Origin of the sequence: Mesorhizobium sp. M7A.F.Ca.CA.002.05.1.1 (assembly GCF_003998335.1) — a bacterium.
GTDB lineage: Bacteria > Pseudomonadota > Alphaproteobacteria > Rhizobiales > Rhizobiaceae > Mesorhizobium.
This window is the reverse complement of sequence record NZ_RZQI01000055.1, coordinates 1-13,261: the sequence shown is the minus strand read 5'-3', so window position 1 is coordinate 13,261 and position 13,261 is coordinate 1. Positions and strand designations below refer to the sequence as shown.

Annotated in this window: 10 protein-coding genes and 2 pseudogenes; 6 read left to right on the top strand and 6 right to left on the bottom strand. The window is 62.1% G+C overall.

From position 1 onward, the window contains the following. Positions 1 to 329, top strand: a pseudogene (locus EN939_RS05125) (TetR/AcrR family transcriptional regulator); the annotation flags it as partial. 7 nt (positions 330 to 336) lie between these two features. Continuing rightward, positions 337 to 567, top strand: a pseudogene (locus EN939_RS05120) (SDR family oxidoreductase); the annotation flags it as partial. A 15-nt stretch (positions 568 to 582) separates the two neighbouring features. Here EN939_RS05120 and EN939_RS05115 read toward each other — a convergent pair. From EN939_RS05115 to EN939_RS05090, 6 genes are all read right to left on the bottom strand, one after another. After that, positions 583 to 2,262, bottom strand: a complete 1,680-nt coding sequence (locus tag EN939_RS05115) for a dipeptide ABC transporter ATP-binding protein (protein WP_127267171.1) — start codon at positions 2,260 to 2,262, stop codon at positions 583 to 585. A 1-nt stretch (position 2,263) separates the two neighbouring features. Further along, the gene (locus EN939_RS05110) at positions 2,264 to 3,115 is read right to left on the bottom strand and encodes an ABC transporter permease (protein ID WP_236383514.1); all 852 of its coding nucleotides are present in this window, start codon (positions 3,113 to 3,115) and stop codon (positions 2,264 to 2,266) included. Next, positions 3,112 to 4,050: an ABC transporter permease gene (locus EN939_RS05105; protein ID WP_127267170.1), complete on the bottom strand. Its 939-nt coding sequence runs from the start codon at positions 4,048 to 4,050 to the stop codon at positions 3,112 to 3,114. The genes EN939_RS05110 and EN939_RS05105 overlap by 4 nt, the downstream gene beginning before the upstream one ends. Positions 4,051 to 4,124: 74 nt before the next feature. After that, a complete protein-coding gene (locus EN939_RS05100; protein ID WP_164749041.1) occupies positions 4,125 to 5,657 on the bottom strand; it encodes an ABC transporter substrate-binding protein in 1,533 nt (510 codons plus the stop codon). Between the two features lie 74 nt (positions 5,658 to 5,731). Continuing rightward, the gene (locus EN939_RS05095; protein ID WP_127267168.1) at positions 5,732 to 7,174 is read right to left on the bottom strand and encodes an amidase; all 1,443 of its coding nucleotides are present in this window, start codon (positions 7,172 to 7,174) and stop codon (positions 5,732 to 5,734) included. A gap of 46 nt (positions 7,175 to 7,220) precedes the next feature. Next, positions 7,221 to 8,171, bottom strand: a complete 951-nt coding sequence (locus EN939_RS05090; protein ID WP_127267167.1) for a MurR/RpiR family transcriptional regulator — start codon at positions 8,169 to 8,171, stop codon at positions 7,221 to 7,223. 380 nt (positions 8,172 to 8,551) lie between these two features. Here EN939_RS05090 and EN939_RS05085 point away from each other — a divergent pair, with 380 nt between their 5' ends. From EN939_RS05085 to EN939_RS05070, 4 genes are all read left to right on the top strand, one after another. Further along, positions 8,552 to 9,880 (top strand): NAD(P)H-dependent oxidoreductase, encoded by a 1,329-nt coding sequence (locus EN939_RS05085; protein WP_127267166.1) that lies wholly within the window; start codon positions 8,552 to 8,554, stop codon positions 9,878 to 9,880. A gap of 2 nt (positions 9,881 to 9,882) precedes the next feature. After that, positions 9,883 to 10,911 carry a thiamine pyrophosphate-dependent dehydrogenase E1 component subunit alpha gene (locus EN939_RS05080; RefSeq protein ID WP_127267165.1) on the top strand — a complete coding sequence of 343 codons (1,029 nt, stop codon included), beginning with the start codon at positions 9,883 to 9,885 and terminating at the stop codon, positions 10,909 to 10,911. Then, a complete protein-coding gene (locus tag EN939_RS05075; RefSeq protein WP_127267172.1) occupies positions 10,911 to 11,909 on the top strand; it encodes an alpha-ketoacid dehydrogenase subunit beta in 999 nt (332 codons plus the stop codon). The genes EN939_RS05080 and EN939_RS05075 overlap by 1 nt, the downstream gene beginning before the upstream one ends. A 3-nt stretch (positions 11,910 to 11,912) precedes the next feature. Beyond that, positions 11,913 to 13,261: dihydrolipoamide acetyltransferase family protein (locus EN939_RS05070; protein WP_164750883.1), on the top strand; the 1,349-nt coding region annotated here is incomplete at its 3' end.

The window sequence follows — 13,261 nt, the reverse complement described above, 5'->3', positions numbered from 1 at the left end:
CACTGGAAGCCGCCCGCACAAATGACAAGGACGAAAATCCCCTGGCTGTCTACATCAGGCTGTCAGCCAATGATTGCGAGGAAAAGCAGCCGTCGGCGTCCTGGATTTTCTCGGCCATCGCCGAGGATCCCGATTTCATGATGCCGATAAAGACCTTCAAGAGGCAGCTTTTCGAGCGGCTGAAAGGTGAGACGCCGGATCTCAAATCGCTGTTAATCTGCTATCTCGCCATCGAGGGATTGCGCAGCATGAACCTCTTCGATTCGGATGTCCTGTCGAAAGATGAGCGAGAGCTTCTGGTATCGTCCCTGCTCGAGATCGCCAAATAGGCGTCGCCCACCCTATGTCTGGACCCCGCTGGTCGAAAGGCAGATTCCCGACACCATGAAGGCGCGCGGCATGACCGAGGAACAGGTCAAGCACGATGTGCTGCTCGCTGCCCAGCCGACCAAGGAATTCGTCACCGTCGATGAGCTTGCTGCGTTGACGCTGTTCCTGTGTTCGGACGCAGCCAGGCAGATCACCGGCACGACCTTGCAGATGGACGGCGGCTGGACGGCACAGTAGCCCGGCCCCGAAGGCTCAGCATTTGCTTCCGGCGGCCAGTAGCGGGGTGTCTCCTGGTTGGATTCCGCTGCTCGTTCGACGCGAGAGTTTCGGGATAGCGGCGATCAACTCTCGCGTATAGGCCTGCTGCGGACGATCCAGGACATCTTCCGTATTGCCATACTCAACCAGCTTGCCGTGCTGCATGACCGCAACGTGCTCGCAGAGATAACGCACCACGCCCAGATCATGGGAAATCAGGATCAGCGTCAGCGACAATTCGCGGCGCAGCCGCGCAAAGAGGCCGAGCACCTGGGCCTGGATGGTGACGTCCAGAGCGGAGGTGACTTCATCGGCGATCAATATCTCAGGTTCCAGCGCCAGGGCTCTGGCGATGCCGACGCGCTGCCGCTGGCCGCCGGAAAGCTGCGTGGTGCGTCGGTCCAGCAACTGGCGTGGCAATTCCACTTTTTCCATCAGCTCGCGGATCCGCTCCGGGATGTCTCTTTCCGGGCAGATGTTCTGTTGCCGCAGCGGTTCGGCCAGAGTTCGCGCAACCGTAAACGCCGGGTTGAGGGACATGAACGGGTCCTGGAACACCATCTGCAGTTTGCGAACCTGCTCCGGTCGGCGCTGCCTTAGCGCGCGATCGAGCGATTGGCCGTCCACCTCGATCTCTCCTTGTTCCGGCTGCACCAGGCCTGCAATGGCCCGGGCTATGGTGCTCTTGCCGGAACCGGACTCGCCGACGATCCCCAGTGCCCCACCGCGCCGCAATGCCAGCGAAACATTGTCGACCGCGCGCACGATCTGCGGCGGCTTGCGTGTCGCCCAGGCTGCAAGGCTCTGCCCTGGGTAGAAGTTCACGCACAGGTTCTTCACCAGGAGATGCGGTTCCGTCGCCACGGGGCATGCATGCGTGGTCGGCTTCATCAGCGAGGGTTGGGAAGCGATCAGGCGCTTCGTGTATTCATGGGCGGGGTCACGCAGGATCTGATCGACCGAGCCGATTTCCAGCACCGCGCCGTCCTTCATGACGACGACGCGGTCGCACATTTCCGCGATCACGCCAAGGTCGTGAGAGACCAGAATGACCGACAGCTTGCGTTCACGCCGGATGCCGCGGAGCAGGTCGAGTATCTGAGCTTGCACCGTGACATCAAGTGCCGTCGTGGGCTCGTCGGCAATCAGCAGTTTCGGTTCGCAGGCAAGGGCCGCCGCAATCATCACCCGCTGACGCATGCCACCGGATAGCTCGTGAGGATAGGCGCCCGCGCGCCTTGGCGCGTCCTTGATGTGCATGTCTTCGAGCAGTCCGACCGCCCGCGCATTGGCCTGCCGCCAGGATACGCCCTGATGGACCACCATCGCTTCTCCCACCTGACGCCCGACCGTCATGATCGGATCAAGATGCGTCGACGGGTTCTGGAAGATCATCGCCGCTTGCCCGCCACGCAGCTGGCCCAGATCGGCATCCTTCATGGCGAGGACATCGCTGCCCTCGAACATGATCCGACCCGACTTCACCAGTGCGTTGCCGGCAATCAGCTTGAGGATGGCTCTGCAGGCCACCGTCTTGCCCGATCCGGATTCACCGACGATCCCAAGGACCTCTCCCGCTTTCAGTGAAAAGCTGACGCCGCGCAGGGCGTGGACGTCGCCAAAATTGGTGGCGAAGTCGATGGTGAGGTTCTCGACGCTGACGAGGTCGCTCATCTCAGGATTCCGTGTTCAGGAGGCGGGCGAGACCATCAGCGGTCAACGAGAGGCCCAGCGCCAGAAGGCAGATGGCGATGCCTGGGAAGATCGCAATCCACCATGCGGTCGTCAGGTAGGTCTGCCCGTCCGCGATCATGGCGCCCCATTCGGGCGTTGGCGGTTGTACGCCGAGGCCGAGAAAACCCAATGATGATCCGAGCACGATGGCCAGCACGGCATCGGTCATGACGAAGACGATCGATGGGACGATGGCATTCGGCAGGATGTGGAACAGCATGATGCGCAAATGCCCAAAACCCATGCCACGTGCCGCCAGCACGAAATCGACGCCGCGCAGCACCAGCGCCTGGCTCCGCACAAGTCGCGCATAGCTGACCCAGTTCACCAAGGTGAGCGAGATGAAGTAGCTCTTGAGGCCGGGCCCCAGCACGGCCACGATGGCGATCACGAGGACGAAATAGGGAAATGATACGGTGACCTCGAGGATGCGCATCAGCGCCGCATCGATCCGGCCACCCAGATAGCCGGCGATAAGGCCGATGATCGTCCCCAGGATGATCGGACCGACGACGCCGAAGAAGGCCATGGCGAGATCGTAGCGTGCGGCAAACAGTGTCCGCGCCAGGACATCGCGGCCGATGGCGTCGGTGCCAAACCAATGCTCGGCGCCAGGTGGTTTCAGCGCCTGCATCACATCGACCTTGATCGGGTCGAAACTGGTCAGCACCGGCGCCAAAATGGCCACGACGATCCAGGCCAAGGTGATGGCGCCGCCAATGATCAAGGTTGCCGGCATCGTGCGGATACGCGCCATGGCCAAGGAGCCGCTGCCCTGCATCACATCGCTCATAATTCCACCCGTGGGTCGAGAATGGCGGTCAAGACATCGACGGCAAAATTCGAAATGACGACACCTACGGCAAGCAGCAGGGCCACCGCCTGGACGACGAACTGGTCGTGCGTGAGAACGCCGCGGATGAGCAGGTTGCCGAGCCCTGGAATGTTGAAGACATTTTCGACAACGACCGTTCCGCCGATCAGGAAGGCGACCACGACGCCCAGCAGATTGACTGTCGGCAAAAGGGAATTCCAGAACACATGCCGGGAAAAGATGTAGCTTTCCGGCAGGCCCCTGGAGCGGCAGGCGATCGCGTAATCCTTGTCCATCTGCTGAATGAAGGTCGCGCGCAGATTGCGCGCGAGGATCGGCGTCACCCCGATGCCGATCGTCAGGGCCGGCAGGAACAGATGCCACAGATTGTTGAAAAAGGTCGGCCCGTAACCGGATACGGGGAAGATCTTCAGCCGCAGGCAGAAGCCCATGATCAGCAGCAGGCCGACAAAGTAGGACGGCACGCCGACGCCCGCGACGCAGACGAGACGGATGAGGTGATCGATCCACCGTCCGCGCTGCCGGGCAGCGGTGACCGCGAGCGCGAATGTCAACAGCAGCGAGATCACGAGGCCATAGAGGATCAAGAAAACCGTTGGCGCGATCCGTGCCGCGATGACGCCGCTGACGGGACCCCGGAAGGCGATCGACTGACCGAAATCGCCGCGCAGGCAATTCAGCACGTAATAGAAATACTGCACGGGGATGGGCTGATCGAGACCGTATCGCGCCCGCACGAATTCGATCGCCTCCTGACTGGCCTTGGGGCCAAGCATGAGGCGAACCGGATCGCCGGGTGTCATTTGCAGCAGCAGGAAGGTGATCACACTGATACCCAGCAGCACGGGGATCAACTGTATCGGCCGCCTGAGCACGAAGGAGAATCGATTCATGGGTCGGGATCCTGGTGTCAAATCGATGCGAGACGGGGACGAAGATCTCGTCCCCGTCTCGCATCCTGTGCCGATCAATCCAGGCTGGTCCCGCCGATGGACGAGAATTGCAGGCCGACGTTCAGGACCAACCCTCTCACGCTCGGAGCATAGGCGTTGAGCCACGTCGGGTGATAGAGCGCCACCTGCGCCACCTCGTCCACCACGGTCTTCTGGATCTGGGCATAGAGCTCGGCCCGTTTGGCATTGTCCGCCTCGCCCGAGGCTTCATCGATCAGTTTGTCGACCGTTTCGTTGTTGTAGCGGGTGTAGTAGGACTTGTTGTCGCCCGCGCCCCAGACGCACCAGCGCAATGCGTTGTCGGGATCTCGCGTCTCGTTGTACCACCAGTTCATTTCCGCCTGGTACTCGCCATCGGCGAGGCGGGTCCATGCCTGGGTTGAATCGATCTTGGCAATGTTGACGGTGATGCCGACTTCCGCCAACTGCGCCTGGATCAGCACCGCCGCCTTTTCCTCGTCGGCACTTCCGGCATTCTGAATGAGTTCGAAACTGGCTCCGGTCTTGCCGGATTCAGCCAACAGGGCCTTGGCCTTTTCGACGTCTCGGGCAATGACTGGCAGCGATTTGTCGAAGAAATCGAGTGTCGGGCTCATGATGGAACTGGCCGGCGTGCCGAGACCCAGCGTCACCGCGGCATTGATGGCGGTGCGGTCGATGCCGTAGCTGACGGCCTGGCGGAATTTGAGGTCGTTGAAGGGTTCTGCCGAATGGTTGATCAGCATGTCATAAGTGGTGCTCGAAGGTTCAGGGTCGGCGCGGAAGCCGGCGGCCTTCAACTCGGCCATGCGCGGGGCCGGAACTCCTAGGCAGACATCGAGCTCGCCCGCCTGGAACATCGAGACCCTGGTGTTGTCGTCCGGGACATAGCGGAATTCGACGCCGTCGATCTTGGGCTCGCCTTGGCGGTAATAGTGCTCGTTGCGGCCAAGGACCACGCGGTCTCCCGGCTTCAATTCGACGAATTTGAACGGCCCTGATGTGACCGGCGCCTTGGCGAAAGCGTCGTCGCCCATTTTCTCGACCGCTGCCTTCGGCACAATGCCGGTATTCCAGATTTCGGTCAGCGTCAGGAAGGGCGTGAATTTGCGATCGAGCGTCATCACCACTGTCCTGGCGTCCTTTGCCTCGATCTTGGTCAGGGGCTGGAACGGCGCCGCATAGGCGGAATCCTTCTGGAAGCGCATGCGGTTCCAGCTGAACGCCACGTCCTCGGCCGTGATCGGCGACCCATCGGAAAATTTGGCCTCGCGCAGGTGGAAGGTATAGGTCTTGCCGTCATCCGCGATGTCCCAGCTCTCGGCAAGGCCCGGGCCGACTTCAGTGCGATCGGCATTGGCATGCAGCAGGCGTGCATACATCATGCCCTGGATGAGGATATCGGCTCCGTAAGTGGTTTTGATCGGGTCCAGGGTGAGAACCTCGGCTCCATAGGCCATACGCAGTATCTTGCTGCCGTCAGCATTGGCTCGAAGCAATGTGGCCGGCAACGTCGCGATGCTGAAGCCGGCAAACGCCGCACTTTTGAGGAATACTCTGCGGTCCATGACAATCTCCCATTTTCGTTGATGATGTTCCCGGGGCGGTTCCATGCTTGTTGGTTCAAGCAGTCGTTGTTGGTTCAAGCAGTCTTGGTGATGTGGGTAGGTGGTTTGCGCTGGTGCCAGGCGTAGTCGGCTTCAAGCACCGCACCCAACCGCAGCAGCAGATCGTCGCGTCCGAACGCGGCGACAAACTGCACTCCGATCGGCAGGCCGTTTTGCGTCCAGCCGAGCGGCAGGGATATCGCCGGCGATCCGGTGCCGTTGAAGAGCGCGCTGAACGTCTCCTTCGGCGCCAGATCGGCGAACACCGTGTCGATGTCGCGGCCAGGACGATCCGGGTCGTACGTGCCGAGCAACTCCGGCGAGATCGCGCAAGTCGGCGTCACCAGCACGTCATGGACGGCCAGGAATTCGCCAACCGTCCGCGTGATCCGGTCATACACCGCGAGAGCCGCGATCAGGCTTGCCGCATCGAGCGTTCGGCCATGGCGGTAGACGGCAAGTGTCGTCTGCTGCAGGCTGTCTTCATCGATCGGCCGCCGCAGCAGGCCCGCCAACTCGTCGAGCGACTGCGCCGTAGAAGCTGCCCAGATCACTTTCTGTGCCGCCAGATAGCGCTCATAATCGAACACAGGCCCGGCTTCGACGACCTTGTGGCCCAGTTGCTCCAGCCTCTTGCCCACTTCGAGGACTGCCGCCTTCACCTCGGGGTCGAGCGGATAGCCGGACCAGGACGTTGTGCACAGGGCAATGCGCAAAGCCTTGGGTGGCGTCTTGATCGCCTGGGCATAGCTGGTGGTCGGAGGGACGATCTCATAGCTGTCGCCGGGAAGCGCACCAGAACCCAGATCAAGCAAAGCCGCCGTGTCGCGGATCGAGCGTGTCAGCATGAATGAAATGGCGAGACCCAGCATTGGCGCATTCGATTCCGGCGCGCCGCTGATCCGTCCACGGGACGGCTTCAGGCCGACGACCCCGCAAAAGGCGGCGGGGGTGCGAATGGAGCCGCCACCGTCGGCGCCTTGCGCGACGGGAACGATGCCGGCGGCAACGGCCGCGGCTGCGCCGCCGCTCGATCCCGAAACACCCCTGCTGGTATCCCAGGGGTTGCGTGTCGCACCATAGAGAGAGGATTCGGTTGCCGCCGCTATGCCGAATTCCGACGTGGTGGTACGCCCGATATTGGCAAGGCCGCCGGATCGCATTTTCGCCCAGAAGGCGTGATCCTCGCCGCAGATGAAACCCTTGGCGAGAACGCTGCCAAACTCTCCCGGCCGGCCGGCTTCGATAGGGAAATCCTTGGTCAATGTCGGCATGCCGTGGAAAGGTGCGGGTCCGGGAACGTCGCCCAGCCCCTCGATCGCATCGGCATAGGTTTCGATCACGGCATTGAGCTGCGGATTGACCGCGGCGATCCCTGAAAGGATGCAGTTGCCCAGTTCGCGCGGCGTAACTTCCCGATTGCGTAGGAGCTCGGCCAGACCGACGCCGTCATAGGCGGCGTATTCCGTCAACTTCATGCGCCTGCCCTGACTGTCCACGGTTTCAGCAACGGGTGATGCATCGTCATTCTTCGCCTTCTTCCTCTTTGATGTGCCGTGCGACGCGCCGTGGCGGTTTGTGGAAGGTTCGCAGGATCCCGGCGATATCCTCCAGCTCGTTCATCCGCGTCTCGGCCGATTTGCCAAGTTTCTCGGCAACGGAATGCGTGAGGAGGTTCAGAACCGAACTTATGGCGGCCGTCGAATCCCAGTACAGGTCGACGCGCGTCGATACTTCGAGCGCCAGTTTTGTGTATTCAGATGCCCAATGACTGTATTTGTCGGTAACGATGATCAGAGGAATCTTTCGGCGCTTGATCTGGGCGCACAGCCGAAAGCTCATCGCTGCGTATTCCGCCGTGTCGATCAGCAGCACGCAAGAATTTTCGCCGCTATCGGTGAGGATTTCTGAGAACGTGCCGCCCAAACCTTCGGCAAAGCGGACATCGCTCCTCACCCAGCGCAGACGCGTCGCGAAATCGAGCCCCAGTCCCTTCACGGCTTGGAAGCTGACGCAGTTCACGCGATCGCAGGTGCTCAGCAGATGAACGATTTCGGACCATATCTCGCCCTGGGCAAGGCCATAAGCCGCGGTCAAGGCCTGCTGCTCCATCTCCAGGCTGCGAGCCAATCGTTCCTGCTTTTCGCCGCCGATGCGGAAACGCAACTCGGCACTGTCCAGGCCCGGGCCAGCGGCTTTCGGTGCGGAGCGCAGGCCACGCTTCATTTCCTTGAGGTCGGTGTAGCCGAGACGCCGCACGAAACGGGTAACGCTTGCCTCGCTTACGCCGGCGCCGGCGGCAATGGTGGCGCCAGTTTCAAAGGGAATGTCATGGATGTTGGCGAGCAGGTATCGCGCGATTGCCTGCTCGGTCCGCGCGAACTCCAGCCAGCCCTCGCGCAACCTGGCTTCCAGCGCGCTGGCCACCTCGGTCTCACCGGAAACAGTCTTCTCGCCAGGCGTTTTCATCTTCATCGGCCGCAACGTCCCTTGGCAGACCTATTTGGAACAGACCGGAAAAGGCCACCCCAGGAAGCGCAGTTCATTTCCAGTTCATGACGCGACGCTAGCACGCGAGAACACGCTGTGAAAGATAAATTTTACAATCTAATATTTCGGTACTTTTATTTCACGACCGGCCGTAATCGCAAAAAAGCGTTCCGCGCTGGCTCCGCCTGCGAGCGAACCTGTCTTCGCGCGCCGTGCGGTTCGCGGCTTCGTTTTCGTCCATGGTTCGGGCTGCCTGGAAAGTGGTTTTAAGCACGACAATCTGGACATTAGTCTTGACAGAAATACAGATGTTCAATACCCGTCAGGCAATCGAACAAGCCTGCATTATGGGAGGAACGAGCGGTATGGCTTCCAATGTTTCGTTGACGGGCCTTGCCCGCGATCTCGAGGAACGCGCCAAGTCGGGCAAGCCTATCCGCATCGGCCTGATCGGCTCGGGCGAGATGGGAACTGACATCGTCACTCGTGTCGCCCATATGTCGGGCATCGAGATCGGCGCCATTTCCGAACTGAACCTGCCTGCCGCCAGCAAGGCCGTCGATATCGCCTTCCAGGAAACCGGGCATGCGCGCGAGGTGTCGAACGCGTCGGCGATGACGGCGGCGATGGAAGCCGGCAAGGTGGCGGTCACCAACGATGCCAGCCTTGTCATCAACAATGATCTGATCGACGTCGTCATCGACGCCACCGGGGTTCCCGCCGTCGGCGCCGAGATCGGGCTGCGCGCCATGGAACATGGCAAGCATCTGGTGATGATGAATGTCGAGGCCGACGTCACCATCGGCGCCTATCTGAAGAGCGAGGCCGACCGGCTCGGCGTCACCTATTCGCTGGGCGCCGGCGATGAGCCGTCCTCCTGCATGGAGCTGATCGAGTTCGTTTCGGCCATGGGGCATCCGATCGTTGCCGCCGGCAAGGGCAAGAACAACCCGCTCAACATCGACGCCATTCCCCCAGACTATGAGGAGGAAGCCAAGCGCCGGCACATGAATGTGCGGATGCTGGTCGAATTCGTCGACGGCTCCAAGACCATGGTCGAGATGGCGGCGATCGCCAATGCCACCGGCCTGGTTCCAGACAAGGCCGGCATGCATGGCCCGGCGGCCACGCTTGGCGAACTGTCCAAGGTGCTGGTGCCGCAGAAGGATGGCGGCGTGCTGTCGAGGGTCGGCGTCGTCGACTATTCGATCGGCAAGGGTGTCGCGCCCGGCGTCTTCGTCGTTGCCGACATGTCGCATCCGCGCATCTCCGAGCGCATGGAAGATTTGAAGATGGGCAAAGGCCCGTATTTCACTTTCCATCGTCCCTATCACCTGACCTCGCTCGAAGTGCCGCTGACCTGCGCGCGCGTCGTGCTCTACGGCAAGGCCGACATGGTGCCGCTGGCCAAACCGGTGGCCGAAGTCGCCGCCGTGGCCAAGAAGGACATGAAGCCCGGCGAGAAGCTCGATGCGATCGGTGAATATTGCTACCGCGCCTGGATCATGACGACGCCGGAGGCGCGCGCCGCCAAGGCCATTCCCTGCGGCCTGCTGCAGGGCGGCTCGGTCACCGCGCCGATCAAGAAGGGCGAGCTCATAACCTACGCGAATGCAGCGCCCGCGGCGGGCTCCAAGATCGCCGAACTGCGCGCCCGCCAGGACAAGCTCGTCTATGGGTCCGTGGGAGCGTGATCATGGCCACAGCCAGCAAAGCCGTCACTGACAGTCGCGCCAATCTGCCCTTCGTCTACCGCCAGTACAGCGCCGAGCAGCTCAGGGAGGTGCTCCACAAGATGTACCTGATCCGCCGCTTCGAAGAGGGCGCGGAGGAGTGCTACACGCGCGGTCTCATCCACGGCACCATGCATTTGTCGATCGGCCAGGAAGCCAGCGCCATGGGCATCTGCATGCCGCTTGCCGAGGATGACCAGATCACCTCGACGCATCGCGGTCATGGCCACTGCATTGCCAAGGGTGCCGAGGTCAAGCGCATGTTCGCCGAGTTCTTCGGCAAGACCACAGGCTATTGCAAGGGCCGTGGCGGCTCGATGCACATCGCCGATGTCGGCAAGGGCAATCTCGGCGCCAATGGCATCGTCGGCGGCGGCATCCCGATCGCCGTCGGGGCGGCATTGTCCTCCAAGATGATGAAGACCGGCAAGGTCGTGGTCTCGTTCTTCGGCGATGGCGCCAACAATGAAGGCGCTTTCCACGAGGCGCTCAACATGGCGGCGGTCTGGAAGCTGCCCGTCATTTTCGTCTGCGAGAACAATGGCTACGGCATGTCCACATCGACAGCCCGCTCGACCGCGGTCAAGAACATCGCCGAGCGCGCCGCCGCCTATTCGATGCCGGGCGTCATCGTCAACGGCAACATCTTCTCCGAGGTCGCCGAGGCGTCTCATCAGGCTATCGCCCGAGCCCGCGCCGGCGAGGGGCCGACGCTGATCGAGTCCAAGACCTACCGCCATCGCGGCCATTCCAAGAGCGACCGCAACCGCTATCGTACCAAGGAAGAGATCGAGGACTGGATGTCGAACCGCGATCCGATCACCCTGTTCGAAAGCGAGCTCAGGGAATTCGGCTTCATCGACGACAAGGGCATCGAGGCCATTCGCGATGCCGTGGCGCAAGAGATCGCCGAGGGCATCGAGTTCGCCAAGGCGAGCCCATCGCCCGATATCAGCGAGACCGGAAATTACGTGTATACGGAGCAGGCGTGATGGACGCGATGGTGCGTGAACTGAGCTACGCCCAGGCGATCCAGGAAGCCATGGCGATCGCCATGGACATGGACGAACGCGTTTTCCTGATGGGCGAGGATATCGGTGTCTATGGCGGCGCCTTCCAGGTCACCGGCGACCTGGTCGAACGTTACGGCGCTGACCGCGTCATCGACACGCCGATTTCGGAATTGGGCGGCGCGGGCGTCGCGGTGGGCGCTGCCCTCACGGGCATGCGGCCGATCTTCGAGTTCCAGTTTTCCGACTTCGCCACGCTTGCCATGGAGCAGATCGTCAACCAGGCGGCCAAGATGCGCTTCATGCTGGGCGGCGAGGTTTCAGTTCCCGTGGTGATGCGCTTTCCCGCCGGTTCCGGCACCGGTGCGGCGGCTCAGCACAGCCAGAGCCTGGAAGCCTGGCTCGGCCATGTGCCGGGTCTGAAAGTCATCCAGCCGGCGACCCCCTATGATGCCAAGGGTATGCTGTTGGCGGCGGTCGCCGATCCCGATCCGGTCATGATCTTCGAGCACAAGCTGCTCTACAAGATGAAGGGACCGGTGCCCGAAGGCTATTACACCGTGCCGATCGGCAAGGCAGATATCCGCCGCGAGGGCCGCGACCTGACCATCGTCGCCACCTCGATCATGGTGCAGAAGGCGCTCGACGCGGCTGCCGCGCTGGAGAGCGAAGGCATCGACGTCGAAGTCGTCGATCTCCGCACCATCCGGCCGATGGACAAGCAGACCGTCATCGACAGTGTCAAGAAGACGTCGCGGCTGCTATGCGTCTACGAAGCGGTCAAGACGCTGGGCATCGGCGCCGAGGTCAGCGCCATGATCGCCGAGAGCGAAGCGTTCGATTATCTCGATGCGCCGATCGTGCGGCTGGGCGGCGCTGAAACGCCGATCCCCTATAATCCGGAGCTCGAGAAGGCGACGGTGCCGCAAATTCCCGACATCATCACCGCTGCGCGTGACCTCGTGAAAGGGGTTCGCTGAGAAATGCCGACCGAAGTCATTCTTCCCAAGGTCGACATGGACATGGCGACCGGACAGATCTCGCGTTGGTTCGCCGAGGAAGGCGCGCACGTCAAGAAGGGCGATGTGCTGTTCGAGATCGAGACCGACAAGGCGGCGATGGAGATCGACGCGCCGGCCAGCGGCGTGCTGCGCGACGTCACCGGCAAGGAAGGTGTCGATATTGCGGTCGGTGCAGCTGTTGCATGGATTTATGCCGACGATGAAAGCTATGCGCCAATCTCCCCCCTCGAGGGGGAGACGTCGACCAAGTCGACAGAGGGGGTTGCCTCAGGAGGCACCCCTGTACCGTCGAGCCCAGTCGAACCGACCTCACCCGACCGGCCTGCGGCCGGCCACCCTCCCCTCGAGGGGGAGGGGAAAGCCCGCGCAACACCTTTGGCCAGGCGCCTAGCCCGCGAGGCTGGCCTGAACCTCTCAACCGTATCCGGCACAGGCCCATACGGCCGTGTTGTAAAAGCCGATATCGACGCCGCACTTTCCTCCCTCCTCGAGGGGGAGGTGTCCGCGAAGCGGACGGAGGGGGTCGCCTCAGGAGGCGCCGCCCAATTCAGCACCGCCCTGGCGCCGACACCGGTCGAAGCGACCCCACCCGACCGGCCTGTGGCCGGCCACCCTCCCCTCAAGGGGGAGGGGGACGTGCTGCGTCTGTTCGAACAGGGCTCCTACGACCTCGTCCCGCATGACAATATGCGCAAGACCATCGCGCGGCGCCTGGTCGAAGCCAAGACCACCATCCCGCATTTCTACCTGACGCTCGATTGCGAACTCGATGCGCTGCTGGCGCTGCGCACGCAGATCAATGCGGCAGCCCCGGTGAAGAAGACCGATAAGGGCGACGCTCCAGCCTACAAGCTGTCGGTCAACGACATGGTCATCAAAGCGATGGCCATGGCACTGAAGGCGGTGCCGGATGCCAATGCCTCATGGACCGAAAGCGCCATGGTGAAGCACAAGCATGCCGATGTCGGCGTTGCCGTGTCGATCCCGGGCGGGCTGATCACACCGATTATCCGCAAGGCCGACGAAAAGACGCTGTCCGCCATCTCCAACGAGATGAAGGACCTGGCCAGCCGTGCGCGCAGCCGCAAGCTGAAGCCGGAAGAGTATCAGGGCGGCACCACTGCGGTGTCCAACCTCGGCATGTTCGGCATCAAGGATTTTGCCGCGGTCATCAACCCGCCGCATGCGACCATCCTGGCGGTCGGCGCCGGCGAGGAGCGGGCGGTGGTCAAGAACGGCGAGATCAAGATCGCCACCGTGATGTCGGTGACGCTGTCGACCGACCACCGCGCCGTCGACGGCGCGCTGGG